The sequence below is a fragment of the Micromonospora parva genome (assembly GCF_000718515.1).
Classification (GTDB): domain Bacteria; phylum Actinomycetota; class Actinomycetes; order Mycobacteriales; family Micromonosporaceae; genus Micromonospora; species Micromonospora parva.
This window is the reverse complement of sequence record NZ_JNZS01000007.1, coordinates 171308-196103: the sequence shown is the minus strand read 5'-3', so window position 1 is coordinate 196103 and position 24796 is coordinate 171308. Positions and strand designations below refer to the sequence as shown.

The 24796-nt window shown below is 71.6% G+C and carries 26 protein-coding genes; 13 read left to right on the top strand and 13 right to left on the bottom strand.

The window, feature by feature from the left end:
- Positions 1 to 108: 108 nt before the first annotated feature.
- Together pobA and IF22_RS0110425 are read right to left on the bottom strand one after the other, a co-directional pair.
- On the bottom strand, positions 109 to 1290 hold the full coding sequence (gene pobA / locus IF22_RS0110430; RefSeq protein ID WP_245233590.1) for a 4-hydroxybenzoate 3-monooxygenase: 1182 nt from the start codon (positions 1288 to 1290) through the stop codon (positions 109 to 111).
- Positions 1291 to 1307: 17 nt separating this feature from the next.
- Positions 1308 to 2768, bottom strand: coding sequence for a benzaldehyde dehydrogenase (locus IF22_RS0110425; RefSeq protein ID WP_030330702.1), 1461 nt, complete (start codon positions 2766 to 2768; stop codon positions 1308 to 1310).
- Positions 2769 to 3076: 308 nt separating this feature from the next.
- Here IF22_RS0110425 and IF22_RS0110420 point away from each other — a divergent pair, with 308 nt between their 5' ends.
- From IF22_RS0110420 to IF22_RS0110385, 8 genes are read left to right on the top strand one after another with little or no spacing between them, the layout of a single operon-like run.
- Entirely contained in the window at positions 3077 to 3895 is an 819-nt protein-coding gene (locus IF22_RS0110420; RefSeq protein ID WP_030330700.1) for a CoA transferase subunit A, read from the top strand.
- Positions 3896 to 3922: 27 nt separating this feature from the next.
- Complete coding sequence (locus IF22_RS0110415) at positions 3923 to 4693, top strand: CoA-transferase subunit beta (RefSeq protein WP_030330698.1); 771 nt, start codon at positions 3923 to 3925, stop codon at positions 4691 to 4693.
- On the top strand, positions 4690 to 5439 hold the full coding sequence (pcaH, locus tag IF22_RS0110410; RefSeq protein ID WP_030330697.1) for a protocatechuate 3,4-dioxygenase subunit beta: 750 nt from the start codon (positions 4690 to 4692) through the stop codon (positions 5437 to 5439). The genes IF22_RS0110415 and pcaH overlap by 4 nt, the downstream gene beginning before the upstream one ends.
- Positions 5432 to 6004: a protocatechuate 3,4-dioxygenase subunit alpha gene (gene pcaG, locus IF22_RS0110405; protein WP_030330694.1), complete on the top strand. Its 573-nt coding sequence runs from the start codon at positions 5432 to 5434 to the stop codon at positions 6002 to 6004. The genes pcaH and pcaG overlap by 8 nt, the downstream gene beginning before the upstream one ends.
- Positions 5979 to 7319: a 3-carboxy-cis,cis-muconate cycloisomerase gene (gene pcaB / locus IF22_RS0110400; protein WP_030330693.1), complete on the top strand. Its 1341-nt coding sequence runs from the start codon at positions 5979 to 5981 to the stop codon at positions 7317 to 7319. Before pcaG ends, pcaB begins: the two co-directional genes overlap by 26 nt.
- Positions 7316 to 8095 carry a 3-oxoadipate enol-lactonase gene (pcaD, locus tag IF22_RS0110395; protein ID WP_030330691.1) on the top strand — a complete coding sequence of 260 codons (780 nt, stop codon included), beginning with the start codon at positions 7316 to 7318 and terminating at the stop codon, positions 8093 to 8095. Before pcaB ends, pcaD begins: the two co-directional genes overlap by 4 nt.
- Positions 8092 to 8472 (top strand): 4-carboxymuconolactone decarboxylase, encoded by a 381-nt coding sequence (gene pcaC, locus IF22_RS0110390; RefSeq protein WP_030330689.1) that lies wholly within the window; start codon positions 8092 to 8094, stop codon positions 8470 to 8472. Before pcaD ends, pcaC begins: the two co-directional genes overlap by 4 nt.
- Complete coding sequence (locus tag IF22_RS0110385; RefSeq protein WP_245233589.1) at positions 8469 to 9290, top strand: IclR family transcriptional regulator; 822 nt, start codon at positions 8469 to 8471, stop codon at positions 9288 to 9290. The genes pcaC and IF22_RS0110385 overlap by 4 nt, the downstream gene beginning before the upstream one ends.
- Here IF22_RS0110385 and IF22_RS0110380 read toward each other — a convergent pair.
- The 3 genes from IF22_RS0110380 to IF22_RS0110370 form a co-directional block, all read right to left on the bottom strand.
- Positions 9277 to 9921: a DUF2306 domain-containing protein gene (locus tag IF22_RS0110380; protein WP_030330686.1), complete on the bottom strand. Its 645-nt coding sequence runs from the start codon at positions 9919 to 9921 to the stop codon at positions 9277 to 9279. The genes IF22_RS0110385 and IF22_RS0110380 overlap by 14 nt on opposite strands.
- Before the next feature lie 98 nt (positions 9922 to 10019).
- A complete protein-coding gene (locus IF22_RS0110375) occupies positions 10020 to 10682 on the bottom strand; it encodes a response regulator (protein ID WP_030330683.1) in 663 nt (220 codons plus the stop codon).
- Positions 10679 to 11818 carry a sensor histidine kinase gene (locus tag IF22_RS0110370; protein ID WP_030330682.1) on the bottom strand — a complete coding sequence of 380 codons (1140 nt, stop codon included), beginning with the start codon at positions 11816 to 11818 and terminating at the stop codon, positions 10679 to 10681. The genes IF22_RS0110375 and IF22_RS0110370 overlap by 4 nt, the downstream gene beginning before the upstream one ends.
- Before the next feature lie 214 nt (positions 11819 to 12032).
- Here IF22_RS0110370 and IF22_RS0110365 point away from each other — a divergent pair, with 214 nt between their 5' ends.
- Positions 12033 to 13301 carry a prolyl oligopeptidase family serine peptidase gene (locus IF22_RS0110365; protein ID WP_030330681.1) on the top strand — a complete coding sequence of 423 codons (1269 nt, stop codon included), beginning with the start codon at positions 12033 to 12035 and terminating at the stop codon, positions 13299 to 13301.
- A 22-nt stretch (positions 13302 to 13323) separates the two neighbouring features.
- On the opposite strand, the gene IF22_RS0110360 is transcribed toward IF22_RS0110365, so the two are convergent.
- The 3 genes from IF22_RS0110360 to IF22_RS0110350 all read right to left on the bottom strand — a co-directional run bounded on the left by IF22_RS0110360 (position 13324) and on the right by IF22_RS0110350 (position 17208).
- A complete protein-coding gene (locus IF22_RS0110360) occupies positions 13324 to 13848 on the bottom strand; it encodes a hypothetical protein (protein WP_030330680.1) in 525 nt (174 codons plus the stop codon).
- 126 nt (positions 13849 to 13974) lie between these two features.
- Positions 13975 to 15633, bottom strand: coding sequence for an RICIN domain-containing protein (locus tag IF22_RS0110355; RefSeq protein WP_051708301.1), 1659 nt, complete (start codon positions 15631 to 15633; stop codon positions 13975 to 13977).
- Positions 15634 to 15693: 60 nt separating this feature from the next.
- Positions 15694 to 17208: a family 43 glycosylhydrolase gene (locus tag IF22_RS0110350; protein WP_081883777.1), complete on the bottom strand. Its 1515-nt coding sequence runs from the start codon at positions 17206 to 17208 to the stop codon at positions 15694 to 15696.
- A gap of 197 nt (positions 17209 to 17405) precedes the next feature.
- Here IF22_RS0110350 and IF22_RS0110345 point away from each other — a divergent pair, with 197 nt between their 5' ends.
- A complete protein-coding gene (locus IF22_RS0110345; protein ID WP_245233588.1) occupies positions 17406 to 17900 on the top strand; it encodes a glutaredoxin domain-containing protein in 495 nt (164 codons plus the stop codon).
- A gap of 210 nt (positions 17901 to 18110) precedes the next feature.
- Here IF22_RS0110345 and IF22_RS0110335 read toward each other — a convergent pair whose 3' ends face one another.
- Positions 18111 to 18464, bottom strand: a complete 354-nt coding sequence (locus IF22_RS0110335; RefSeq protein WP_030330676.1) for a VOC family protein — start codon at positions 18462 to 18464, stop codon at positions 18111 to 18113.
- Between the two features lie 69 nt (positions 18465 to 18533).
- On the opposite strand from IF22_RS0110335, the gene IF22_RS33685 reads away from it, so the two are divergent.
- The gene (locus IF22_RS33685) at positions 18534 to 19100 is read left to right on the top strand and encodes a hypothetical protein (RefSeq protein WP_156057436.1); all 567 of its coding nucleotides are present in this window, start codon (positions 18534 to 18536) and stop codon (positions 19098 to 19100) included.
- A gap of 75 nt (positions 19101 to 19175) precedes the next feature.
- On the opposite strand, the gene IF22_RS0110325 is transcribed toward IF22_RS33685, so the two are convergent.
- Both IF22_RS0110325 and IF22_RS0110320 read right to left on the bottom strand, forming a co-directional pair.
- A complete protein-coding gene (locus IF22_RS0110325) occupies positions 19176 to 19721 on the bottom strand; it encodes a hypothetical protein (protein WP_051708299.1) in 546 nt (181 codons plus the stop codon).
- A gap of 108 nt (positions 19722 to 19829) precedes the next feature.
- Positions 19830 to 20777, bottom strand: a complete 948-nt coding sequence (locus IF22_RS0110320; RefSeq protein WP_030330670.1) for a ketopantoate reductase family protein — start codon at positions 20775 to 20777, stop codon at positions 19830 to 19832.
- Between the two features lie 85 nt (positions 20778 to 20862).
- On the opposite strand from IF22_RS0110320, the gene IF22_RS0110315 reads away from it, so the two are divergent.
- Positions 20863 to 21432 (top strand): TetR/AcrR family transcriptional regulator, encoded by a 570-nt coding sequence (locus IF22_RS0110315; RefSeq protein WP_030330668.1) that lies wholly within the window; start codon positions 20863 to 20865, stop codon positions 21430 to 21432.
- A gap of 29 nt (positions 21433 to 21461) precedes the next feature.
- Here IF22_RS0110315 and IF22_RS0110310 read toward each other — a convergent pair whose 3' ends face one another.
- Together IF22_RS0110310 and IF22_RS0110305 are read right to left on the bottom strand one after the other, a co-directional pair.
- Positions 21462 to 22682, bottom strand: coding sequence for an RNA polymerase sigma factor (locus IF22_RS0110310; protein ID WP_030330667.1), 1221 nt, complete (start codon positions 22680 to 22682; stop codon positions 21462 to 21464).
- A complete protein-coding gene (locus IF22_RS0110305) occupies positions 22682 to 23068 on the bottom strand; it encodes a YciI family protein (protein ID WP_030330665.1) in 387 nt (128 codons plus the stop codon). Before IF22_RS0110305 ends, IF22_RS0110310 begins: the two co-directional genes overlap by 1 nt.
- Before the next feature lie 407 nt (positions 23069 to 23475).
- Here IF22_RS0110305 and IF22_RS0110300 point away from each other — a divergent pair, with 407 nt between their 5' ends.
- Positions 23476 to 24690 carry a cellulose-binding domain-containing protein gene (locus tag IF22_RS0110300; protein ID WP_030330663.1) on the top strand — a complete coding sequence of 405 codons (1215 nt, stop codon included), beginning with the start codon at positions 23476 to 23478 and terminating at the stop codon, positions 24688 to 24690.
- Positions 24691 to 24796 lie beyond the last annotated feature (106 nt).

Genomic DNA, 24796 nt, shown 5'->3' with positions numbered 1-24796 from the left:
CGCACGCCGCTGTGGTGGCCATGGTCAGTCACGCCGGCATTGAAAGTCAATAATTTCTGACGCCCGTCATGGATAAGTTGAACAACGCGACGTCACGCCGGCTCCCGTTCACACCTCGGGCAGGCCCACGTAATTCTCCGACAGGCTCCTGGCGTACGCCTCGGAGGTGGTGACATACCTCAGCGTGGCGATCTGCAGCTTCGACTCGTACGGGTCGTCGCGCTCCAGCCGGTGCAGCATGGAGGTCATCCACCAGGAGAAGTGCTGGGCCCGCCAGACCCGGCGCAACGCCGTGGCCGAGTAGCCGTCCAGCAGATCGGTGCGGCCCTCGTCGTACCACGCGGCGAACGCGTCACCGAGCAGCGCGACGTCGGCGAGAGCCAGGTTCATTCCCTTGGCGCCGGTCGGTGGGACGATGTGGACGGCGTCCCCGGCCAGGAACAGCCGCTCCCACCGCATCGGCTCGACCACGAAACTGCGCATTGGCGTGATGGACTTCTCCAGGATCGGCCCCTCGTTGAGTGACCACCCCGGCACCGTCTCCAACCGGGTCCGCAGCTCCGCCCAGATCCGCTCGTCCGGCCACGCGGCGATGTCCTCGTCCGGTGCGACCTGCAGATACAGCCGGGAGATCTCGGGGGAGCGCATGCTGTAGAGGGCGAAACCACGCTCGTGGTTGGCGTAGATGAGCTCGTCCACGGCTGGTGGCGCGGCGGCGAGGACACCCAACCAGGCGAAGGGGTACGCCCGCTCGTAGGTGGTCAGCACACCCTCGGGCACCGCGCCCCGGCTCACCCCGTGGAACCCGTCGCAGCCGGCCACGAAGTCGCAGCGCAGCTCCTCGTCGCGCCCGTCGCGTCGAAAGTGGACCACCGGCGAGTCCGAGTCGAGACCGTCCAGACGTACCACGTCGGCCTCGAAGAGAATCGAGCCACCGGCCGCGAGCCGGGCGGCGATCAGGTCCTTGACCACCTCCTGCTGCCCGTAGACGGTGATCGCCCGCCCGGTCAGGTCCGCCATCGGCACCCGGTGCGACTCCCCGGCGAAGCGCAGCTCGATGCCCTCGTGACGCAGTCCCTCCCGGCGCAGCCGTTCACCCACACCGCTGCGACAGAGCAGGTCGACCGAGCCCTGTTCGAGCACGCCCGCCCGGAGCCGGTGCTCGACGTGGTCGCGGCTGCGGCTCTCCAGCACCACGGACTCGATGCCGCGCAGGTGCAGCAGGTGCGACAGCATCAGCCCCGCCGGTCCCGCGCCGACGATGCCGACCTGGGTACGCATCTCCGGCATGCTCCTCTCCTCCGGTGTCAGAACGGGTAGCGCGTGATGGTGCCCTGCACGGTGAGCCACTGGGTCTCGGTGAACGCCTCGACGTTCGCCGCCGGCCCGCCGAACCGCGAGCCGGTGCCGGAGGCTCCCACCCCACCGAACGGCGCCACCGCCTCGTCGCTCACCGTCTGGTCGTTGATGTGCACGATTCCGCTGGGGATCCGGTCGGCGAGCGCCATCGCCTTCATCACGTCGCGGCTCAGGATGCCCAGTGACAGGCCGTACTCGGTCTGCCGGGCCAACTCCACCGCCTCGGCCTGGTCGGTGAACGTGATCACCGGCGCGACCGGGCCGAAGACCTCCTGGGCGTACGCCGGGGTCGCGGGGGTGACGTCGGTGAGCACCGTCGGCCGGTAGAACAGCCCCTCGTACGTGCCCCCGGCCGCCAGCCGGGCGCCCGCGTCGACGCTTGCCGTGACCAGTGCGTGGATCTTGTCGCGCTGGCGCTCGTCGATGATCGGTCCGAGCGCCACCTGCTCCTTCGCCGGGTCGCCGACGGGCAGGTGGTTCGCCTTCTCCGCCAGCCGCTCGACGTACCGCTCGGACAGGCTCTCGTGCACCAGGTGCCGGCCGGTGGTCATGCAGATCTGGCCCTGGTGCAGGAACGACCCCCAGGCTCCGGCGGAGACCGCGAGCTCCAGGTCGGCGTCGTCGAGCACGATCAGCGCCGAGTTGCCACCGAGTTCGAGGTGGGCGCGTTTGAGGTGGCGTGCCGCCGCCTCGCCGACCAGGCGACCGGCCGCAGTCGAGCCGGTGAAGCTGATCACCCGCACGTTCGGGTCGGCCACCAGCGCCTCGCCGGCGTCGACCCCGCCGGGCAGGACGTGCAGCAGCCCGTCGGGCAGGCCGGCCTCCTCGAAGACCCGTGCGATCGAGATGCCACCGCAGACCGCCGTGCGCGGATCGGGCTTGAGCACCACCGCGTTGCCCAGCGCCAGGGCCGGGGCGACGGAGCGGGTGGCCAGGATGAGCGGGAAGTTGAACGGCGCGATGACTCCGACGACGCCGACGGGCAACCGGCGAGCCAGGCTGAGTCGCGGTTGGGCGCTCGGAATGATCTCGCCGAGCGGGTGCGAGGCCAGCGCCGCCGCCTCGTAGCACTCCTGCGCCGCGGTGTCGGTCTCCACCCCGGCCTTGGGTGCGATGGACCCGGCCTCCCGCACGATCCAGTCGCCGATCTCGGCGGCGTGCCGCTCGAACAGGTGCCCGGCCCGGCGCAGCACCGCGGCCCGTTCGGCGTATCCGGTGGCGGCCCAGGCGCGCTGGGCGGCGGCGGCGCGGGCGCAGGCGCGCGTCACGTCCTCGGCGTTCGCCACGCCCACCTGGGCGATCTCCTCGCCGGTGGCGGGGGATCGCACGGGCGCCGTGCCGCCGGCCGGTTCCACCCAGCCGTCGCTGTGCAGCGTGCCCTGCCAGGTCATGGCGTCCAGCAGTGTCATGGCGGTCCTCCTCGGAGCGTGGGGCCGGTGGGGTGGTGACGGGTGACCCGGTGGGCTCTCCGTTCGCGCGCAGGGGCCCAGATGTGTTCGCTGACCGAACGGGCGTTCTCTGTAAGAACGTTGGCACGTGGTCGCTCCCGCGTCAACGCATCGTCGACGGTGAGCGCCGAGCACTGTGGACGGCGTGGGCCGGGCCCGGTGAACCTGTCGTTGACTGATGCCATCCGCCCGTCGTACGTTCGATATGAGCACGGCAGTCCGCATAGCGAACAGCGGGCAGCACTGTTGTCGCGGGAGGCGGGAGGCCCATGGCGAAGCTCGTCTCGCTGGCCGAGGGCGTGGCGCAGCTGGTCCACGACGGTGACGTGGTGGCCCTCGAAGGGTTCACCCACCTCATTCCGTTCGCCGCCGGTCACGAGATCATCCGTCAGGGGCGGCGGGACCTGACCCTCGTGCGGATGACCCCCGACGTCATCTACGACCAGCTCATCGGCGCCGGCTGCGCCCGTCGCCTGGTCTTCTCCTGGGGCGGCAACCCGGGCGTCGGGTCGCTGCACCGCTTCCGCGACGCCGTGCAGCACGCCTGGCCGCGCCCACTCGAACTGGAGGAGCACAGCCACGCGGGCATGGCGAACCGGTACGTCGCCGGGGCGTCCGGGCTGCCGTTCGCCGTCCTGCGCGGCTACACCGGCACCGACCTGCCCCGGCACACCACCAACATCCGGCCCATCACCTGCCCGTTCACCGGCGAGACGCTCACCGCCGTCCCCGCCCTGCGTCCCGACGTGACGGTGGTGCACGCCCAGCGTGCGGACCGCAACGGCAACGTGCAGATGTGGGGCATCACCGGGGTGCAGAAGGAGGCGGTGCTCGCCGCCCACCGGTCACTGGTCACCGTCGAGGAGATCGTGGACGAGTGGGAACCCGTACCCGGGCAGGTCGTCCTGCCCGGCTGGGCGGTCACCGCGGTGGCCGAGGTGCCCGGCGGCGCACACCCCTCCTACGCCCACGGTTACTCGGTGCGTGACAACGACTTCTACCGGGACTGGGACGCCGTCAGCCGACACCGCGACACCTTCCGCGCCTGGCTGGACGAGCACGTGCACAGGGCCGGCGCGGCGGCATGAGTCAGCGCAGCGAGCGAGGGGAACGCGATGGCGGACTGGACCGCGGACGAGATGATGACCGTCGCCGCGGCGCGGCAACTGCGCGACGGCACCGCCTGCTTCGTCGGGATCGGGTTGCCCAGCACGGCGGCGAATCTCGCCCGGGCGACGCACGCCCCGAACCTGGTCCTCATCTACGAATCCGGGTGCCTCGGCGCGAAGCCGGACCGGCTTCCGCTCTCCATCGGCGACGGGGTCCTCGCCGACACCGCTGACGCGGTGGTGTCGGTGCCGGAGGTGTTCAACTACTGGCTCCAGCCCGGCCGGATCGACGTGGGTTTCCTCGGCGCCGCCCAGCTCGACCGGTACGGCAACATCAACACCACCGTCGTCGGCGGTGACTACGACACCCCGAAGGTCCGGCTGCCCGGAGCCGGTGGCGCCCCGGAGATCGCCGCCTCCTGCGGCGAGGTCGTGGTCATCGTCCGGCAGGACCTGCGGACGTTCACCGAACGGGTCGACTTCGTCACCTCGGTCGGGTACGGGACGGGCCCGGGCGACCGGGAACGGCTCGGCCTGCGCGGCGGCGGTCCCCGCGTGGTGATCACCGACCTCGGCGTGCTCGAACCCGACCCGGTCACCCGCGAACTCACGCTGACCCACCTGCACCCCGGCGTGACGCGGGAGCAGGCACGGGCGGCCACCGGCTGGGACCTCGCCGTCGCCGAGGCACCGGCCGCCACTGCGCCACCGACGGCCCACGAACTCGCGGTGTTGCGGGCGCTGGAAGCGACGAAGTCCGACAGGAGACGACAATGACCACTCAGGACACCCGGGCCGGCGGCGGCCTGGTGCTGCCGCGGTACCGACGCGACGACGTCGACGCCCACCCGCCGCTGCTCAGTCCCGGCTACAGGTCGACGGTGGCGCGGGCGCCGAAACACCCACTGATCCACCTGCCGCAGCGGCTGACCGAGATCACCGGGCCGTTGCTGGGGGAGGGGCGGCTCGGCCCGCTCGACCACGACCTGACCCGCCAGCACGACGGCGAACCGCAGGGACAGCGGATCATGGTGCACGGCCGGGTCCGCGACGGTGACGGTCGACCGGTACCCCGCACGCTCGTCGAGATCTGGCAGGCCAACGCCGCCGGACGGTACCGCGACGCCCGCGACACCTGGCCGGCCCCGCTCGACCCCCACTTCACCGGGGTGGGTCGGGCGCTCACCGACGACCAGGGGCGGTACCGGTTCATCACCGTGCAGCCCGGCGCGTACCCCTGGCGTAACCACGACAACGCCTGGCGGCCGGCGCACATCCACTTCTCCCTCTTCGGCCGCGCGTTCACCCAACGGCTGGTGACGCAGATGTACTTTCCGGGCGACCCGCTCTTCTTCCAGGACCCGATCTTCAACTCGGTCCGCGACCCGAAGGCCCGGGAACGGATGATCGCCCGGTACGACCACGCCACCACGACACCGGAGTGGGCGCTGGCGTACGAGTTCGACATCGTGCTGCGGGGCCGGGAGAGCACCCCCTTCGAGGACGAGGACGACGATGAGTGAGCGGTTGGGTGTCATGCCCGCGCAGACCGTCGGGCCGTACCTGCACATCGGCCTGCGCTGGCCCGACGGCCCGTACGTCGTGCCCGAGGGCACGCCCGGCGCGTTCTGGATCAGGGGCCGGATCGTCGACGGCACCGGGACGCCGGTGGTGGACGCGATGGTGGAGAGCTGGCAGGCCGACCCGGACGGCCGGTTCGACCACCCGGACGACCCTCGGGGGGCCCGGCCGCCAGTGCTCGCCGGCTTCCGCGGATTCGGGCGCAGCGAGACCGACGGGCAGGGGTGGTACCGGTTGTTGACAGTCAAGCCGGGTGCGCTGCCCGATCCGGAGGGCGGCACCGAAGCCCCTCACCTCACCCTGTCCGTCTTCGGGCGTGGGCTGCTGCACCGCCTCGTCACCCGGCTCTACTTCCCCGACGAGCCGGCGGCGAACGCCGTTGACCCCGTGCTGCGCGGCGTCGACGCCGACCGCCGCGACACCCTGCTGGCGACACCCGCAGCGGACGGGTTCCGGTTCGACATCCACCTGCAGGGCGCGCATGAGACCGTCTTCTTCGCCGTCTGACGGGCTGCTCGGCGGCCTCTCCGGCACCTCGGACGTCGACGCGGAACTCAGCGACCCGGCAGTGCTCCAGGCGATGCTCGACGCGGAGGCCGCGCTGGCCCGGGCCGTGGCGGACGCCGGCATCATGCCCGCACCGGCCGCCGAGGCGATCGTCGCGCGGTGCCGCGCCGAGCGGTACGACCCGGGGGCCCTCGGCAGGGCGGCCGACGCCACCGGCAACCCGGTCGTTCCGCTGGTGGGTGAGCTGACCGCCGCAGTGCCGGAGCACCACCGGGCCTGGGTACACTTCGGAGCGACCAGCCAGGACGTGCTGGACACCGCGCTGGCCCTGGTGGCGGTGCGGGCGCTCGGGCCGCTGCTGCGGCACCTCGACACCGCGGTGGACGCCGCCGCCCAGCTGGCCGACGCCCACCGGGACACCGTGATGGTCGCCCGGACCCTCGGTCAGCAGGCGGCACCCACCACGTTCGGGCTCAAGGCCGCCGGCTGGTTGACCGGGCTGGCCGAGGCCCGGGACCGGCTGCGGCAGGCCGGCGTCGCGCAGCCCGCGCAGCTCGGTGGCGCGGTCGGCACCCTGGCCGCGTACGGCCCGGCCGGCGCCGACGTCGCCGAGCGGTTCGCGGCGCACCTGGGCCTCCCGCCGAGCCCGCTGCCCTGGCACACCCGCCGGCAGCCCTGGCTCGACCTGGCCACCGCCCTCGGTGGGCTCCTCGTGGCCGCCGGCAAGGTCGCGCTCGACGTCGGCCTGCTCGCCCAGAACGAGATCGCCGAGGTCGCCGAGGGTGGCGTCGGCCGGGGCGGCTCCTCGGCCATGCCGCACAAGCGCAACCCGGTGGACTCGGTCCTCGTCACCGCCGCGACACGACGCGGTCCCGGTCTCGTCGCCACAGTGTTCGCCGCGGCGGTGCAGGAGCACGAGCGGGCCGCCGGCGCCTGGCACGCCGAGTGGGAACCACTGCTCGACCTGCTGCACGTGACCGGTGGCGCCGCCGCGCGGTGCGCCCGGATGCTCGTCGGGCTGCGGGTCGACGCGCGGCGGATGCGGGCGAACCTCGACGCGACAGGGGGCGTCCTGCTGGCCGAGGCGGTCGCCGCGCGACTGACGCCCGCCGTCGGTCGCCGCGCCGCGCACGACCTGGTGACCCGTGCCGCCGCCGCGCCCTCGTTCCGCGCCGCGCTGCTCGCCGACACCGAGATCCGCGCTCACCTGTCCGACACCGAGATAGCCGAGGCGCTCGACCCGCACCGCTGGCTCGGCTCGGCCGGGCGGTTCGTCGACAGGGCCCTTGTCGCCGTTCGGGGAGCGGACGGATGACCGCCCGGCTGCATCTCACCGTCGACGGTCCGGCCGTCGCCCCGGTGCTGCTGCTCGGCAGTTCCCTCGGCACCGCCGCCGCGATGTGGGACCCCCAGGTGCCGGCGCTCGCCCAACGGTTCCGGGTCATCCGGTACGACCACCTGGGCCACGGGCGCTCGGCGGTGCCGCCCGGGCCGTACACCCTGGACCTGTTGGGCCGGGAGTTGCTGCGGACGCTGGACGACCTCGACGTGCCGTGGGTCCACTACGCGGGGCTGTCCCTCGGCGGCATGGTGGGCATGTGGCTCGCCACGTACGCGCCCGAGCGGGTGCGCCGGCTGGCGCTGCTCTGCACGTCGGCGTCGCTCGGCCCACCCGAGCAGTGGCGGGACCGGGCGGCGACGGTGCGGGCCGAAGGGTTGCCGACGATCGCCGACGCGGTGGTGGCCCGCTGGTTCACCCCGGCCTTCGCCGCCGCCCGGCCGGAGGTGGTCGCCGCCCACCGCGCCATGCTGACCGCGACGCCCCCGGACGGGTACGCCGCCTGCTGCGAGGCGATAGCCGCGATGGACCTCCGACCCGACCTCGGCCGGGTCGCCGCGCCGACGCTGGTCATCGCCGGCGCGGACGACCCGGCCACCCCGGTGCCGCACGCCCGCGAGATCGTCGGACGCATCCCACGGGCTCGGCTGGCCGTGCTCGACGCGGCGGCGCACCTGGCCAACGTCGAGCAACCCGAGCAGGTGTGCCGACTCCTGTCGGGACACTTCCAGGAGGGACGTGATGAGGAATGAACGACAGCGAGCGGCACGAGGCGGGCATGACGGTACGTCGACAGGTGCTGGGCGACGCGCACGTGGACCGCGCGATCGCCGGCACCGACGAGTTCACCGCCGACTTCCAGGACTTCATCACCCGCTACGCGTGGGGCGAGGTGTGGAGCCGGCCCGGCCTCGACCGGCGTACCCGTAGTTGCATCACCCTCGCCGTGCTCGCCACCCTGCACCACGACGACGAGTTGGCGATGCACGTCCGGGCCGCGCTGCGTAACGGGCTGAGCCCGCAGGAGGTGGCGGAGGTCCTGCTCCAGGTCGGCGTCTACGCTGGTGTACCGGCGGCGAACCGGGCGTTCACGGTGGCCCGGGAGACCCTGCGGCAGGAGGCCGGGTGAGTGTGAGCGAGGAGGCGACCAGGTCGCCGGAGTTCGTTCAGTCGCTGGAGCGCGGCCTCGCGGTGATCCGCGCGTTCGACGGCGACCATCCGCAGCTCACCCTCAGCGAGGTGGCCAGGAGGACCGGGTTGACCCGGGCCGCCGCGCGCCGGTTCCTGCTCACCCTGGTCGAGCTGGGCTACGTGCACACCGACGGGCGGCTCTTCTCGCTGCGGGCCCGGATCCTCGAACTCGGCTACGCGTACCTGTCCAGCCTCAGCCTGCCCGAGGTCGCGCAGCGGCACATGGAGGCGCTGGTGGCGCGGGTGCACGAGTCCTGCTCGGTGTCGGTGCTCGACGGCGACGAGGTCGTCTATGTCGCCCGCGTGCCCACCAAACGGATCATGACGGTGGGGATCAGCGTCGGCACCCGGTTCCCCGCGTACGCCACCTCCATGGGCCGGGTGCTGCTCGCCGCGCAACCGACGGAGTGGCTCGACGACTACCTCGCCACGGCGCAGCTGCGCCCGCTGACCCGGCGCACCGTCACCGACCCGGCGAAGCTGCGCGCCGTCCTCACGAAGATCGCCGCCCAGGGGTACGCGATCGTCGACCAGGAGTTGGAGGAGGGGCTGCGCTCGGTGGCCGCGCCGATCCACGGCGAGAACGGTTCGGTGATCGCGGCGGTGAACGTCTCCGCGCACGCCACCCGGGGGTCCTTCGAGATGATCCGCCGGGAGCTGCTCCCGCCGCTGCTGGCCGCCGCGAAGCGGATCGAGGAGGACATCCGTGGCGGTCTGAGCCGGTCACCGACGGCCGACGGGCTCAGCTCAGCGTGAGGGCCGGCGCGGTGACCGCCCGGGCCGGGCGCCGCAGATACCATTCGGCCACCGCAAGGTTGATCAGCCAGCCGGCGACCACCAGGCCGGCCCGGAGGTTCCCGTCGGGCTGTTCGCCGACCGCGATGAGGTACGGCGCGTGGGTGAACGCCTGGGTGCCGGCGCCCAACCCGATCGCGTAGCCGCGCACCATCCACCTGCGGTGCCGGTCGATGTCCTGGCGCAGCACGGCGGCGAGACCGAGCAGGATCGCACCGGCCATGACCGAGCCGAAGACGAGCCGCATGCCGGCGAGCACGTCGTTGTCGTGGGCCGGCAGGTCGTACCCGACGGCCATCCACATGCCGCTGAACGCGACAGTCAGCCCGCACGGCACGAGCACCCGACCGGCACGGCGGTGCCAACGGTGGCGGCGCAGCCGGGGTACGAACTGGAACGCGCCCAGGACCGTGTAGACCACCGCGCCGACGATGTGCAGCACCACCGGCAGCGGATCGGCGACGAAGCGGGCGTTCTCCGGGGTGACCTGCGGCCCGGTGCCCAACTCGGTGAGCCGTCCCGCTCCGGCGAGCATCGGTATCAGGCCCAGCAGGATCAACGCGGCCGGCAGCCGCCACTCTCGCATCGTCATGCCACCGATGGTGGACGCCGTACCCGGCCCCACTCATCGGCACATGGGCCGCGATCCGGTCGGCCCATGGTCGGACACCGCCGTCGTACCTATGTCGCTCACCAGTGCCGCCGGCCGCGGTTGGTCTCGTACGCCCACATCGCCACCTCGACCCGGTTACGCACCCCCAGCTTGGTCATCAGGCTGGTCACGTGCGACTTGACGGTGCTCAACGTGATGTGCAGCTCCGCGGCGATCTCCTGGTTGGTGCGTCCCCGCGCGACGGCGACCAGGACCTGCTCCTCCCGGTCGGTGAGCGCGTCGATGGGCTGCTGGCGCGGCGCGGCCGGGTCCGCGTCGGCGAACGCCTTCAACAGCCGGGTGGTGACGCTCGGCGCGATCAGCGCGTCCCCGTTGGCCGCCGCGTGCACGGCCTGGCTGAGCAGCTCGGGACCGGCCTCCTTGAGCAGGAAGCCGCGGGCGCCGGCCCGCAGCGCCGCGTACACGTACTCGTCGAGGTCGAAGGTCGTGATGACGACCACCGCGAGCGGCTGCGCGACCGTTGGGCCGGCGAGCGCCCGGGTGGCCTCGATGCCGTCCATGCCGGGCATGCGAATGTCGAAGAGGCACACGTCGGGGCGCAGCCGCCGGGCGAGCTCGACCGCCTGCCGGCCGTCGCCCGCGCCGCCGACGACCTCGATGCCGGGCTGAGTGTTCAGGATGATGGTGAGGCCGGTGCGAACGATCTCCTGGTCGTCCGCCACGAGCACGCGAACCGTCACGCGCCGACCCCCTGGCGCGGGAGCACCGCCGTGACCGTCCAGCCACGGTCGGGATTGGGCCCGGCCTGGCAGGTGCCGCCGAGCAGATCGGCGCGTTCCTTCATGCCCGTCAGGCCGAAACCGGGTGAGCCGGTCGGCCCGGCGGCCCCGGCCTCGCCGTCGTCGCTGACCCGCAGCCGCACCGACGTGTCGTCGGCCGCGACGCTGACCTCGATGCGGGTGGCGTGCCGGGCGTGGCGACGGGCGTTGGTGACCGACTCCTGAGCCAGGCGGTAGAGCGCGGAGCCGACACCGGGCGCGAGGTCGTTGAGGTCGCCGCGCAGATTCACCTCGACGTTCGGCCCGGTGCGGAACTGGCCGGCGAGCCGCCCGATGTCGGCGACCTGCGGGTGTGGCTCCCGGTCGGCGGGCTGGTCGTGGCGCAGGACGCGGACCATCGCGCGCATCTCGGCGAGCGCACGGGACGCCTCGGCCTCGATGGTGCGCAGCGCCTCGACGGCTGCGTGCGGCTGGCTCGCCGACACGGCGATGCCGGCCTGGGCGCGGATCGCCATCGCCGACACGTGGTGGGCCACCGTGTCGTGCAGGTCGCGGGCGAGTCGTTCCCGTTCCAACAGCTTCACCCGATCGAGCTCGCGCAGCCGGGCGGCGGCCCGGAAGCGGATCGCGACACCCAGCGTGGCGGCGGCGAACATCACCGCGAAGCCGGCGACGAGTTCCCCGCCGTCGATCGAGCCGACCACACCGGCGGCGGTCACCTTCGCCACCACGAAGAACGACCCGATCACGGCATCGCGACCGGAGCCCCACCGCAACAGCGCGTAGACCAGCAGGACCAGAAAGCTCGCCGTGAACAACTGACAGGGATCGCCGGGCAGCACGAACGGGGCGACAGTCGTGCCGCCGAACGCGATCACCACCATCGCGAGCGGCCTGGTCCGTCGCCAGAGGATGGTGGGCAGCAGCGCGAGCGCGACGACGACGCAGCCCACCCGCCACGGCAGATCGGGTCGGAGAGCGCCTTCCACCAGCATCGCCGGCGTCAGGACCGCGATCACCGCCCAGTCGCGCCACAGCCGGGACGGGGCGGGTGAGACACGCGGCTCGGCCAACACCGCGTGCAGGCGAGGGTGCATGGGGTCCATCGTACGAACGGTGGTGCGACTCCAGATCGTCCCAAAGTACGACCGGTGGCTAACGGGTGGCCTGCTCGCCGGATGGGAGGCGTCTCTCACGGCGGGTGGAGTCTGGTCCGGACGGCAGCGCCGGCACCGGTTGCCAGTAGATCTCCGCGGCGTTACGTTGAGACGCCATCGACGTATGTCTACATCGCTAGGTACGGGGGCCCGCATGTCCACGCCTGTCACTCGTCGCACCGTGCTGGCCGGTGGGGCCGGCGCCGCCATCGGCCTGGCAGTGCCCGGCCTCGCGGCCGCCCACCCCGACGGCCACCATCGCACCAGCGTGAGCTTCACCCTCGACGCGACAACCCTCGACGGCGGCGAGCAGGTTACCTCGGTCACCCTCGACACCAGCCGGCTCGGGCCGATCGACCCGGCCGGGCTGACCCCCGCCACGTTCACCGTGCACGCCAAGGCCACCAGCCCGATCCCGATCGCTCCCGGCGACCTGATCTTCAGCGAGTACGACCTGGACCGGACGGTGACCGCGGCCCGGCTCGACCGGCGCGGCAACATCGTGCTGGAGTTGAGCCACGGCGAGGGTCAACCCGGCGGCGGCACCCTCGGGTACATCCTGAGCAGGGGCCGCAACGTCCAACTGGACCTCGTCTACACCATCACCCAGAACACCCCGATCGTCCGACGCCACGGCTCGCCGGTCACCATCAGCCGCTTCGTGCAGGCGGGGCTGTCGAACCCCGAGGTGGACGCCTTCAGCTACCACGTCTCGGGCTCCGGCCTGAAGTACCGGCTGTACTCTCCCGACCACTCGCCCCGACGCGGTCGGCGGCCACTGATCGTCTGGCTGCACGGCGGCGGTGAGGGTGCCTCGCTGCCCGACGACTACTACGACAACGAGACCACACTGCGTGCCAACCGTGGAGCGCTCGGCTTCGCCACCCCGCAGGCACAGCAGATCTTCTCCGGCGCGTACGTCGTCGCTCCGCAGAGCACCTCCTACTGGATGGAGGACGGCCCCCGGTTCGCCCCGCTGATCCGCGAGATCGTCCAGGACCTGGTACGCCGCAAGCGGGTCGACCCCGACCGGATCTACGTGGTCGGTTGCAGCAACGGCGGCTACATGTCGCTGGAGATGACCTCGACCTATCCGGACCTGTTCGCCGCGTCGGTGCCGATCTGCGGTGTTGTCGAGCCGCTCGACGGGGAGGGCCCCCCGTTGCTCACCGACGCGGAGCTGGCCGGGATCCGCACGCCGACCTGGCTGGTCACCTCACGCGACGACGACACCGTGCCGCCCGAGACCAACACGATCCACGCGCACGACCTCATCCCAGGGTCGCTGATCACCCTGTACGACCACGTCGTGTGGAACGGCTACCAGTTCCCCGGGCACTGGTCCTGGATCTACGTGGCCCGCAACGACCCGAGCCTCAACGGCACCCACATCTGGCAGTGGATGGCCCGTCGTCGTCGGTGATCCGTCGTCCGGCCCGGATGGATCACCGCCTGCGGCGCAGTTCGCGCAACACCCCGTGTCGACGCAGCGCCCAGACGAGACGCCGCACGCGGGGGTGCCACACCACCAGCACCGCCGCCCGGCGGATCAGGCCGATCCGGTTGTCGCTCACCTGGTTCTCGATCGCCTGCCAGATCAGCTCGCGCACCTTGGCGCTCGCCAACACCGCCCGAACCTCACGCCGTACGGTGGGATCCTCGGCCGCCGACGCGATGGCCGCGGCCTGACCCGGCCGGTCCGCGAGCGGCTCCACCGCCGCCGCGACGAGGGGCCGGCGTACCTCGTCCCGCTCCAGCAGCAACAACACCGCTTCCCGGATCTGCACAGTGTCCAGGGCCGACCGCAGCAGCCGGAGCAGGCTGCGTTCCACCTCGTGGTCGTGGTCCGGAACGGTGAGGGTGGCCAGCAGTCCCGCGACCTCGTCGAGGTCGACGACGTGTCGCACGCCGGTGCGGAACTCCGGCAGCTCCCACGCCACCTGCAGCGCCTTGACGAGATTGCGGTTCATGGGCCACCCGCTACCCGCGAGCGCCGGCCGGCGAAACCCCGCGACCGGTCCGGGGCGGCGCGCCAGCCACGATTTCCGTGACGGGGTGAGCGGCCGCCCGGGGTCGGGCGGCCGCTCGTCATCGGGTCAGCACCAGGTCAACGTCGAGTTGATCCGTGTGACGTTGCTGATCGTGTTGTTCGCTCCACCGCAGGGGTTCTGGGTGATGTTGGTGTTGGTGACCGTCAGGTTCTGGAAGCGGATGCCGGAGGAGATCGGGAACTCCGATCGCGAGGCGATCCGCACCTCGCCACCGCCCGTCACCGTCCCGGACACTCCGGCGATGACGACGTTGTAGCAGTTCTCCACCAGGATCGAGTTGTTCCCGGTGTTCGAGATCGTCACCCGGTCGATGACCGCGCCACCGGACTCGGAGACACAGAAGATGCCCCGACCGCCCCCGGACGCGATCACGGTGCCGACCCGGATGTTGGTCGGGTACGAGCTGCCCACCCGGCCGTTGCGGTTGGCCATCCGGAACGCCGCGTACCCGGTGCCGGTCCCGGCGCCCTGCGCGTCGACAGTGCCCACCGTGGCGTTGATCGTGTCGTTGAGCAGCAGCCCGGAGTCCCGGGTGTTGCGCGCCGTGACCGTGCCGATCGTCAGACCGTCCACGCCGTACGTCTCCACCCCGTGCGTCCCGGTGCCCGACACGTACACGTTGTCGATGCGGATGTTGCGCACCTTGACCGCCCGATCTCCGCCGTGGTTGTCGATGCGTACGCCCAGACCGGCCGAGAGCCGCATGTCGATCTGCCCGAGGGTCAGGTTGTTCACGTTGCGCATGAAGATCCCGTACAACGGTGAGCCAGTCAGCGTGAGGTTCTGCACCTCGACGTCAGTGGTGCCGCGCGAGTAGACCGGCGCCTGGTCGCCCGAGCCCGACCCGGTCACGTTGATCGTGCCGCACACGGCCAGTGTGGTGTACGACGGCAGCGACAACCGGGAGCCGGCGCTCATCGAACCGGAGCCGCGAACCACCACCCGCTGCTTCGACGTACGACCCGCCGAGAGCGAGTTGACCGCCGCCTGCATCGCCGACAACATGTCCGAACCCGAGTAGACAGTCGACGAGCCGTTGCGGGCCGTCCAGGTGCTCCCGCTCAGCACCGCCTCGGCGTTTGTCGACCCGCTGCCGCAGCCGGTGGTGGGTGGTGTGCTGACACCGCCCACCGCGACCAGCTGCCACTGCTGGTTCGTGCCGTTGAGGTCGGTGTACTGACTGATCCGGCCGCCGTCGGCGGTGGACCGCTCCCAGACCTCCAGCACCTTGGCGGAGTGGCGGTTGACCAGGCGGACGTGGCCGCTGTCGGAGTCGAGGACCTGGAACTGCTGGTTGGTGCCGTTGAGATCGGACCACTGCCGGTACTCGGCGCCGTCGGCGGTGTTCCACTCCCACAGGTCGACGACCTTCCCGCTGTGCCGGGCCTTGAGGCGGTAGTAGCCGCCGCCGGAGGAGACGAACTGGAACTGTTGCCACGCCCCGTCGTTGCGGGACCACTGCTGGATCACCGCGCCGTCCGCCGTCGAGGTGTCCCGGACGTCGAGGACCTTGCCGCTGTGCCGGTTGACCAGGACGTAGTAGGCGTTGGTGTCGATGGTCGCCGCCGCTGCCGGCGGTGCGCCGACCAGAACCACGCCGGCCGCGCCGACCAGCGTGGTGATCATGGCGAACACCAGGCCGGTACGCCATCGGCGACGGACCGACCCGCCGCCGGACCGTTTTCTCGTGAGGGGGAAGGGCATCGCTCCTCCTGGCTGGATGGGCTCGGGGTGAGACGGGACGGGTGCCGAGGCCGGCGGGCGCTACTCCAGGTGGAAGGTCGCCGATGCGCGGTCGGCGCTCGAACTGACCGCCTCCACGTAGAGCAGTCCGCCGCGATGGCGCACATGACGGCCCGGGAAGTTCTGCGACTCCAGGGAGATCCCGGCGCCGTCGGCGAGGCCGGCCTGGCGGTGGAAGCTCGCATCGCCAGCGAACAGGGCTGAGCCGTCGCTCTTCTCGACGTACAGGGCGAAGCCCCGGTGACGCAGGTAGTACCCGGGGAAGTTGGTCGACTCCAGCGACACCGATCCGCCGCCGGCGAGGCCGCTGACGATGCGGAACTGGGAGTCGGCCAGGTTGGTCACGTTCGGCTCGATCCGGGCCCGGTAGTCGTAGTGCCGGATGTAGCTGCTGGTCTGGTCGTGTGACCGCAACCGGACCGGGGTGGCACCGTCGGGCACCGGGATGCCGAAGTTCGGGGTGCCGTCGGCGTTCCAGTACACCTTCTGCAGCCGGGTGCGCCGGTTCGGGTCGTTGAGCGGATCACCGGAGATGTCGCGGTAGCTCCGGTCGTGGTAGACGAGGATGTCGCTCTGCCCGTCCTCGGAGACGGTGAACGAGTTGTGGCCGGGGCCGTACTGGCTGGTGGCCGCGTTGCTCGCGAACACCGGGCTGGGGCTCTTGCTCCACGAGGCGGCGTCGAGCAGGTTCGCGGTGACGGAGGCGCTCAGCATCCCGAGGCAGTAGTTGGCGTCCGTGGCGCTGGCCGAGTAGGTCAGGAAGATGCGGCCGTTGCGTTGGATCACCGCCGGTCCCTCGGCGACCCGGTAGCCCCGGGTCTCCCAGTCGTACGTCGGCACGACGAGGCGAGTCACCGTGCCGGTGATCTGCCACGGGTTGGCACCCATCCGGGCGAGGTAGACGTTGGAGTTGTTGGAGATCCCCGGCTCCTGCTGGGCCCAGGTCAGGTAGCGCACCCCGTTGGCGACGAAGGTGGAGGCGTCCAGACTGAAGGTGTCCCAGGGGGTGCTGATCCGGCCGCGTTCGGTCCAGGAACCGGTGAGCGGATTGGCGTTGGCGTTCTCCAGCACGTACATCCGGATCCGCCACACGTCATCGGTCCGCCCGGCGGCGAAGTAGACGTACCACCGGTTGTTGATGAAGTGGATCTCCGGTGCCCAGATGTGGGCACCCATCTCTCCGCTGGTGTGGCGGCTCCAGATCGTGGTCTCCGCCGCCGTCGCCAGCCCCTGCAGGGTGGTCGCCCGGCGCAGCACGATCCGGTCGTACTGCGGCACCGTCGCGGTCAGGTAGTAGTAGCCGTCGGTGTGCCGGAAGATGTGCGGGTCGGCCCGCTGGTTCGCCAACGGGTTGGTGTAGCTGACGGCCGGTGCGGCCTGAGCCGGCCCGGCCACGGGCAGGCCGGCCGACACGGCCAGCACCACCAACACCGCGGCCAGCGCCGACCGCAGTCGTCGATGGCCGCCGCGGCCGGCGGGCCCGTGGCGGACGGCTCGGCGGGTGGTGGGGTCGGTGGGAGCGAGTGGCAGCGGCATCTGTCCTCCGCGAGCGTGGGAAACGGCCATTGACCGGCGCGGGACGACACCCGCCGTGCGGCGTGCCGATGCGGTCGACGTCACCCGGCGATGTCGGGAAGGGCCGGGGGAGAGGCCCGAAAAGGCGGGAGTGTGACGGTGGCGTTGCGGGCAGGTGGCGGACTCATGTTGGCGTTAACATCGATGCATGTCAAGGTGTGAAAGTCACTGACCTGGCGGCGGCGGCCACCCTCGTACCTGCGGGTAGTGTCCTCGGCGTGCTGCGACGGTGGGTTCTGGCGATCCTGATGGCGGCCTGCGGCGTGTTGGTGGCGGCGAGCCAACTGACCGCCGGGCTGCCCGCCGTCGGCGCGGTCGAGCTGGTGGTCTTCCTGGTGTTGGCACTGCTGCTGTCGCCGTGGGCCTTCCCCCGCTCGGTGAGTGCCGCCGAAGCGCGGCGGGCCAGCGCGGTGGACGGCCGGCCGATCGTGTACTGGCGTCCCGGCTGTCGCTACTGCCTTCAGCTGCGGTTCTCACTCGGCCGGCTCGCCCGGCGGGCCCACTGGGTGGACATCTGGCACGACCCGGCCGCTGCCGCCGCCGTCCGGGCGGTGGCCGGCGGCAACGAGACGGTGCCCACCGTCGTGCTCGGCGAACGGGCTGTGGTCAACCCCGACCGGGCCTGGTTCCGCCAGCAGCTCCGCTCGTCCTGACCCGGCGTCACCCTCATCCCACCGGGTGGCCGGCACGGTACACGGCCAGCGGGCGACGCAGCGCCCTGATGTCGCTCGTCGGGTCGCCGTCGACGATCAACACATCGGCGTCGAACCCCGGGGGCGATGCGGCCCTTGCGTCGCGCCAGCCCACCCCGCTCGGACCTGGCTTCCGTGAGTCGGGGCAGGTGTTCCACAATCGGCGTCACCTCAGGAGCGGTGCGCTGCCACGTTGATGACGTTGCCGTCCGGGGCACGGACGAAGAACCGGCGCACCCCCCACGGCTCCGTGGTCAGCGGGTGCACGATCTCGTAGCCGAGCCGCTGTGCCTCGGCATGGGCGGCGTCCACATCGTCCACCTGCACGCTGATGACCGAGTCCTCGGGTGCGGACGCGTCACCGGAGACGAGCTGCACGGCCACGTCGGGGTCGGGCGAGGTGTAGCGGGCCACCCAACCCAGGTTGAACGCCTCGGTGCTCAGACCGAGGAAGTCGGTGTAGAAGCCCTTCGCGTCGCTGATGTCAGCCACCGGAAGGTTGGGCAGGATGCGGACGACGCGCATGGGGACCTCCAGCTCGGGTCCGATGATTATCCGCCTGACACCGCACGCGCCACGGTGCATCCTGACGCGATGGCAGCCGATGACATGATCGATTCCGAGAACTGGGCCGGCGGGTTCTACGAGCTGATCCTGGTCCTCGGGCCAGCCGATGATGCCCGACTCGACCGGGCCGCGGGTGCTCTCTGGCGGGCCGCTGACGTCCGTGGGTGCCGCGTCGGGGTTGACCTGGTCGAGGTGACCCCCGGCGCGCAAGCGTTCACGACAGGCGGGCACCTGCGCGGGACGCTCACGCTCCCGTCCGGCGCGCGGGTGGTGTGCGGCAGCTACACGACCAGGTACGACAGCGTCGACAACCTGGTGCTCTACCTGCCGCTCGGCGCGCTGGCCCGGGTGGACGGGAGGATCGGCGGGTACCCGTTCGACCAGCGCAGCGGCGTCGAGTCGCTGACCTGGCGCGCCCCACTCGACCGTTGGCTGGCCGACATCGCTGTCACCGTCCACGCCGACGTGCCGTTCACCCGCGCCATCATCGGCTTCGAGGCTGACGACGACACCGACACCACCGCCGGTGCGAGCTACACCGCTCGCCTGGTACCCGGGACCAACGGCATGGACTATCACCCGGCGACCAACTGACCGGGCACCGAATCCGGCGCGGTCGCCGTGCGGGTTGGCTGTGTGCTGGGCCGCCCGGGTACGGCCGGGCCCCGACTATTCCGCTGGTCGCACCCGGGCGACGCGTCGGCGGTAGTCGGCGGCCACGGCTATGACCAGCGGACCCCACGCCAGAAGTGGGGCGTAGAAACGCAACACCTCCCAGCCGGGGGCCGGATGTGCCGGTTCGTCGTCCCCGATTCCCACCCAGCCGCTCTGCACGACGTGGAACCGCTGATTCAGCAGGAAGTACACGCAGACGGCGACGAGCAACCAGCCTCCGGCCAACGCCACGCCCACGACCGGACGCGCCGGGATGCGACGGCCGCCGAAGCGGGGTATCCACGGCGGAACCCGCTGGCCCCACCCGTGCACCAGCCCGAGTGTCGACAGCGCCAACCCCATCGACACCGCGGACAGCAACAGCATGTACCAGTGCGAGACGGCATCGTCGGTGAACACCAGCGACAGTCGCCAGAGCGCGGACGGCAGGACGCAGAGCGGAACGGCGTAGGCGGCCCAGACCGCCCAGGGCGGCGCGGCGGTGCTCGGGTACGCCGGCGCCGGTGGTCCGGTTCGGGTCTGTTCGTCAGCGGCAGTCATGGACCAACGATCGCCGGCTGTGGGTTCGCTCTCCTCCCCGACGCAGGGGAAGTGCTTCCCCTGCTGGGGGCAGGTCGTCGGGGTGGGGACCCGTTCGCCCGGGACCGCCTAGGTCGTTCTCTGCTGGGCGAAGAAGGACTCGGCCGCCTCCAGCCGGGGCACCTCGACATTCAGCCTGCGCGCCTCCGCCAGGGTGTCGCGGCAGACCGCGCGCAGTTCCTCGGGGTTGGCGTGCGCCTCCATCACCACGCGCATCGGCGGGAAGTGCCCGAACAGCCAGGCGAGCGCCGGCGCTGCCAGCCAGACCGGTGCCGTGAAGGGCAACAGGTCGGCCCGGTGCCGCCGCAGGTCGACGCCACGGGCCTCGACGAGCGGGAGGAGTTCGCGGATGGCGAGGATCGCCTCGCGCATGGTGCTGGTCGTGAGCTTGGACAACGAGCCCAGTTTCAGGCTCTGCGTGTGCAGGCCGGCGTTCTGCACGAAGTGGATCGACAGCCAGCCACGGAAGTCCCGGTTCTCCCGGAGCCTGAACCCCGCCTCGCGAAACACCTGGCGCACGGCCCGCTCGCGTTCGGTCGGTGCCCCGCCGAGGGTGCCGAAGGTGACCACGGGCAGGAGACTTCCACGAAGCACACCGTCGTCGCCGAAACCGCCGCCGGCCCCGGGGAAGCCCCAGGCCACCTGGTCGGCGGGAAGGTGCGCTGTCGCGGCCAGCGGCTCGACCCACAGGTTGTTGAAGACGAGCACTGTGGCTCGGCCCACGCGCGGTCCCAGGAAGGCGGCGGCTTCCGCGAAGCTGTAGTGCTGCACGCTCAGCACGATCAGGTCGAAGTCGTGGTCCGGCTCCAGGGACTCGCGATAGCGCACCGGCCACCTCTCGGTGATCCGCTTCCCCCACGGCCGTCGGCGCGCGTCCAGCAGATCAAGATCGATCGCATCGCCGTACGCCGCTGCCCGCCCTGGCCGGACGTAGAACTCGACGTGGTGCCCGGCCTGCTCCAGCGCCCACCCGTACACCGCGCCGATCACGCCGCGACCGAACATCAGAATCTTCACGTGGCACCTCGTACCCTATAATTGGAGGTCATCTCCGCTTTCAAAAATATGGAGACAGTCTCCACTTGTCAACCCTGGGGCCCCTGTGACCGATGCCAAGCCACTGCGCGCCGACGCCCGCCGCAACCGCGACGCCCTGATCGCCAAGGCTCGCGAGCTCTTCGCCGACGGCCGCTTCGACCTGCGCTTCGACGACTTCGCCAAACTTGCCGGGGTGGGCACCGGCACGCTCTACCGGCACTTCCCGACCCGTGAAGCGCTGGCCGAGGCGGTCTACCGTGAAGAACTCACCGCCATGTGTGAGCGCGCCCACGAGATGCAGGCCACCCTCCCCGCCGACCAGGCGCTGGAATCCTTCCTGCGCGGCTTCGTGGACCACCTGCACCACCACGAGGGCCTCGCCCGCACCCTCGCGACGCTGATGGCCACCCAGTCCGGCGCGCTGGCGGAGGGCACCCAAGCTCTGGGCCAGGTCGTCGCCGATCTCCTGGCCGCCGCCGCCAAGACCGGCGCCATCCGCGACGACGTGGGCGCCGGCGCCGTCATGATGACCCTGCACGGCATCTGTGCGGCCTACGACCACCCGAGCTTCCGCACCGACGCGGACGGTGTCGTCGCCCTCGTCCTCGACGGCCTGCGCCGCGGAGAACCCTGAGCAACGGGTCCCCGCGCCGACCGGCCATCTCAGTCACCGCCCAGCGCGGCCGCCTTGCCGAGCAGCACCGAGCGCTCGCGCTGATTGGCGCAGAGCCGGGCGGCCAGCGCCAACTCGGCGCGGGCCTCCGACCGCCGGCCGAGGCGGGTCAGCAGCTCACCGCGTACGGTCGGGACGAGGTGCGAGCCGGGGAGCCGGTTCGAAGCGATCAGCTCGTCCACGACGGCCAGGGCTGGTGCCGGACCCGAGGCCATGGCCACCGCGACGGCCCGGTTGAGCTCGACCACCGGCGAGGGCGCGACCCGGCCGAGCGCCTCGTAGAGCCGGACGATCCGGGCCCAGTTGGTCTGCTCGACCGAGGGCGCCGACGCGTGGGTGGCCGCGATCGCGGCCTGCAGGCCGTACTGGCCGAGGCCGCGCTCCGATGCCGTGGCCAGCGCGGCCAGCCCACGACGAATCGCCGACAGGTCCCACAGTCGGCGGTCCTGGTCGGCGAGGAGCACCGGCGCGCCCTGCGGGTCGGTCCGGGCCGGGAAGCGGGCCGCTGTCAGCTCGCACAACGCGAGCAGGCCGTGCACCTCCGGCTCGTCCGGCTGGAGCGCGGCCAGGGTGCGGACCAGCCGGATCGCCTCCTCGGCGACGTCGGGGCGCAACAGCCGCTCACCCGAGGTGGCCGTCGACCCCTCGGTGAAGATCACGTAGAGGACGCTGAGCACGCCGCCCAGCCGCTCCCGGCGCGCGCCGGGCGGCGGCAGTTCGAACGGCACCCCGGCCGCCGCGATCGCCTTCTTGGCTCGGGTGACGCGGGCCTGCACGGTCGGCACGGGCACCAGGAACGCGCGGGCGATCTCCTCGCTGGACAGGCCGCCCACCACCCGCAGGGTCAGCGCCACCCGCGCCTCGCGGGGGAGCACCGGGTGGCAGCTGACGAACATCAGCGCCAGCACGTCGTCGTCGATCCGGTCCGGATCGATCTCCTGGTCGATCACGGGGTCGGCCGCCAACAGGGCATACCGGTCCTGGAGGGCGGCCCGGCGGCGGATCGCGTCGATCGCCCGCCGCCGGGCCGTGGCCATCAACCACCCGGCCGGATTGGCCGGAGATCCACGCGGCCAGGCCACCAGTGCCTCGGCAACCGCCTCCTGGGCGGCATCCTCGGCCAGCCCGAAGTCACCGGTGAACCGGGTCAGCGCGGCGACGATCCGCGCCGACTCGATCCGCCAGACGGCCTCGATGTCGGCCGTACCCATCAGACCTGGCCGTCGCTCTCGCCGCCCAGCGGAACCTCGTCGGCCTCGGCCACCCGACGGACCTCGATCTTGGAGCCGCGGACCGCCGGGACCCGTTTGGCCCACTCGACCGCCTCCTGCTTCGTGGCGACGTCGAGCAGGAAGTAGCCGCCGAACAACTCCCGGGTCTCGCCGTACGGGCCGTCGGTGACCACCGGCGTCTCGCCACCGAAGTCGACAACGACGCCCTGGCGCGGATCGTCGAGACCCTCGGCCGCGACGAGCACGTCCGCCTTCATCATCTCCTCGATGAACCGGCCGGTCGCCGCCATCGCCTCATCAATCGAGGCCATCATGGCCGCGTTCGTCTCGTCGGTGCCCCGCATGATCAACATGTACCTCGACATCGTCTTCTCCTCATCCGACGGGCCGCCTCCCGACCCTCGCACGCACTCGTCGAACGAGCGGCCCGCGAATCGACATCGCCAGGAGATTCTCTCGCCGCGACACCTCCGATTCCCCGAACCACGGGTGGCGGCCCACCGAACCGGACGCCCGCCGGTGGTCACCTTGCCCCACACCGCTTGATTGAATCGGCGTACATCAATAGATTGAGGGTGGGCGCCGCCGAGGCCCGGGAGACCGGGCCGTCGGCGGCTGACAGGTCCGCCCCGAGCCGGGCATCTCGGTCGTCCGCACGACCGGCAGCTGTGGCGCACCGCCGCGCCGCATCCAGGGCACGTTCTCGCGTCGCGTCCGTCCAGGACACGCCGCGGTCGCGGCCTCCGCTCAGCTCGATTCAGAAGGACCTTCCATGACGATTTTCCGTGCCCGCCCCGCCGCGACAGTGGTCGTCGTCGCCGCGCTGGCCGCCGCCGCGACCACAACCGGCGCGGCGGTGCTCACCGGCCCGGCGTCGGCCGCCCAGGGTTGCCGGATCGACTACACACCCAACCAGTGGCCCGGCGGGTTCACCGCCGCCATCAAGGTCTCCCCGGGGGACACGGCCGTCTCCAGTTGGACCGTCACCTGGACGTACGCGGGGGACGAGCGGGTCACCAGCGGCTGGAACGCCACTGTCAGCCAGTCAGGATCGACGGTGACCGCCCGTAACGCGTCGTACAACGGCAGCATCCCGGCCGGCGGCTCCACCGAGTTCGGGTTGCAGGGAACGTACGGCTCCAGTCCCGGCGCACCGACCGGGTTCGCGCTGAACGGCGTCGCGTGCAACGGCGCCACCCCGCCGCCGACGACGCCCCCACCGACGACGCCTCCGCCGACCACCCCACCGCCGACGACGCCGCCGCCCACCACCCCGCCGCCGACCACCGAGCCGCCGACCGGGTGTGCCGGCGCGGTGCTCTGCGACGGCTTCGAGAGCCAGACCGGTTCGACGCCGTCCGGTGACTGGGCCGTGGTCAGCCCGGACTGTTCCGGTGCCGGCACCGCCACCATCGACACCACCACCACGCACAGCGGCAGCCGGTCGGTCCGGATCAACGGCGCAGCCGGGTACTGCAACCACGTCTTCATCAGGTCCACCAAGAACCTCGGCAGTGTGGGCACCGTCCGCTACGGGCGGATCTGGGTCCGGCACACCAGCGCCCAGCCCACCGAACACACCACGATGATGGCGATGGTCGACGCCGCCGACGGCAACAAGGACCTGCGGTTGGGTGGCCAGAACGGTGCCCTGCAGTGGAACCGCGCCTCCGACGACGCGACGCTGCCCGAGCAGAGCCCGGCCGGGGTGGCACAGAGCGTGCCGCTGCCCACCAACCGATGGACCTGCCTGGAGTTCATGGTGGACGGCGCGGCCGGTCAGCTGCGTACCTGGTTGGACGGCACCGCCATCGTCGGGTTGACCGCCGACGGCGCGCCGACGCACGACATCGACGGCCAGTGGTACAACCGCACCTGGCGACCGCAGCTCACCGACCTGAAGCTGGGCTGGGAGAGCTACGGCGGCGGAGCCGACACCCTCTGGTACGACGACGTCGCGGTGGGGTCCAGCCGGATCGGCTGCTGACCCGTCGGGGTCGTCGACGGCGCCCGGCAGCGGTGCGCCGTCACGCCGACGGTGCTGTCTAGGGTGTGACCCCGAGGGTGGGTCACACCCTGGACCGCGTCGGCCT

Excerpts from the sequence above, each read along its gene's own strand:
- pobA (WP_245233590.1), bottom strand. The coding sequence starts at position 1,290 with ATGCCGGAGATGCGTACCCAGGTCGGCATCGTCGGCGCGGGACCGGCG.
- IF22_RS0110425 (WP_030330702.1), bottom strand. The coding sequence starts at position 2,768 with ATGACACTGCTGGACGCCATGACCTGGCAGGGCACGCTGCACAGCGAC.
- IF22_RS0110420 (WP_030330700.1), top strand. The coding sequence starts at position 3,077 with ATGGCGAAGCTCGTCTCGCTGGCCGAGGGCGTGGCGCAGCTGGTCCAC.
- IF22_RS0110415 (WP_030330698.1), top strand. The coding sequence starts at position 3,923 with ATGGCGGACTGGACCGCGGACGAGATGATGACCGTCGCCGCGGCGCGG.
- pcaH (WP_030330697.1), top strand. The coding sequence starts at position 4,690 with ATGACCACTCAGGACACCCGGGCCGGCGGCGGCCTGGTGCTGCCGCGG.
- pcaG (WP_030330694.1), top strand. The coding sequence starts at position 5,432 with ATGAGTGAGCGGTTGGGTGTCATGCCCGCGCAGACCGTCGGGCCGTAC.
- pcaB (WP_030330693.1), top strand. The coding sequence starts at position 5,979 with ATGAGACCGTCTTCTTCGCCGTCTGACGGGCTGCTCGGCGGCCTCTCC.
- pcaD (WP_030330691.1), top strand. The coding sequence starts at position 7,316 with ATGACCGCCCGGCTGCATCTCACCGTCGACGGTCCGGCCGTCGCCCCG.
- pcaC (WP_030330689.1), top strand. The coding sequence starts at position 8,092 with ATGAACGACAGCGAGCGGCACGAGGCGGGCATGACGGTACGTCGACAG.
- IF22_RS0110380 (WP_030330686.1), bottom strand. The coding sequence starts at position 9,921 with ATGACGATGCGAGAGTGGCGGCTGCCGGCCGCGTTGATCCTGCTGGGC.
- IF22_RS0110370 (WP_030330682.1), bottom strand. The coding sequence starts at position 11,818 with ATGCACCCTCGCCTGCACGCGGTGTTGGCCGAGCCGCGTGTCTCACCC.
- IF22_RS0110365 (WP_030330681.1), top strand. The coding sequence starts at position 12,033 with ATGTCCACGCCTGTCACTCGTCGCACCGTGCTGGCCGGTGGGGCCGGC.
- IF22_RS0110360 (WP_030330680.1), bottom strand. The coding sequence starts at position 13,848 with ATGAACCGCAATCTCGTCAAGGCGCTGCAGGTGGCGTGGGAGCTGCCG.
- IF22_RS0110355 (WP_051708301.1), bottom strand. The coding sequence starts at position 15,633 with ATGCCCTTCCCCCTCACGAGAAAACGGTCCGGCGGCGGGTCGGTCCGT.
- IF22_RS0110350 (WP_081883777.1), bottom strand. The coding sequence starts at position 17,208 with ATGCCGCTGCCACTCGCTCCCACCGACCCCACCACCCGCCGAGCCGTC.
- IF22_RS0110335 (WP_030330676.1), bottom strand. The coding sequence starts at position 18,464 with ATGCGCGTCGTCCGCATCCTGCCCAACCTTCCGGTGGCTGACATCAGC.
- IF22_RS33685 (WP_156057436.1), top strand. The coding sequence starts at position 18,534 with ATGGCAGCCGATGACATGATCGATTCCGAGAACTGGGCCGGCGGGTTC.
- IF22_RS0110325 (WP_051708299.1), bottom strand. The coding sequence starts at position 19,721 with ATGACTGCCGCTGACGAACAGACCCGAACCGGACCACCGGCGCCGGCG.
- IF22_RS0110310 (WP_030330667.1), bottom strand. The coding sequence starts at position 22,682 with ATGGGTACGGCCGACATCGAGGCCGTCTGGCGGATCGAGTCGGCGCGG.
- IF22_RS0110305 (WP_030330665.1), bottom strand. The coding sequence starts at position 23,068 with ATGTCGAGGTACATGTTGATCATGCGGGGCACCGACGAGACGAACGCG.
- IF22_RS0110300 (WP_030330663.1), top strand. The coding sequence starts at position 23,476 with ATGACGATTTTCCGTGCCCGCCCCGCCGCGACAGTGGTCGTCGTCGCC.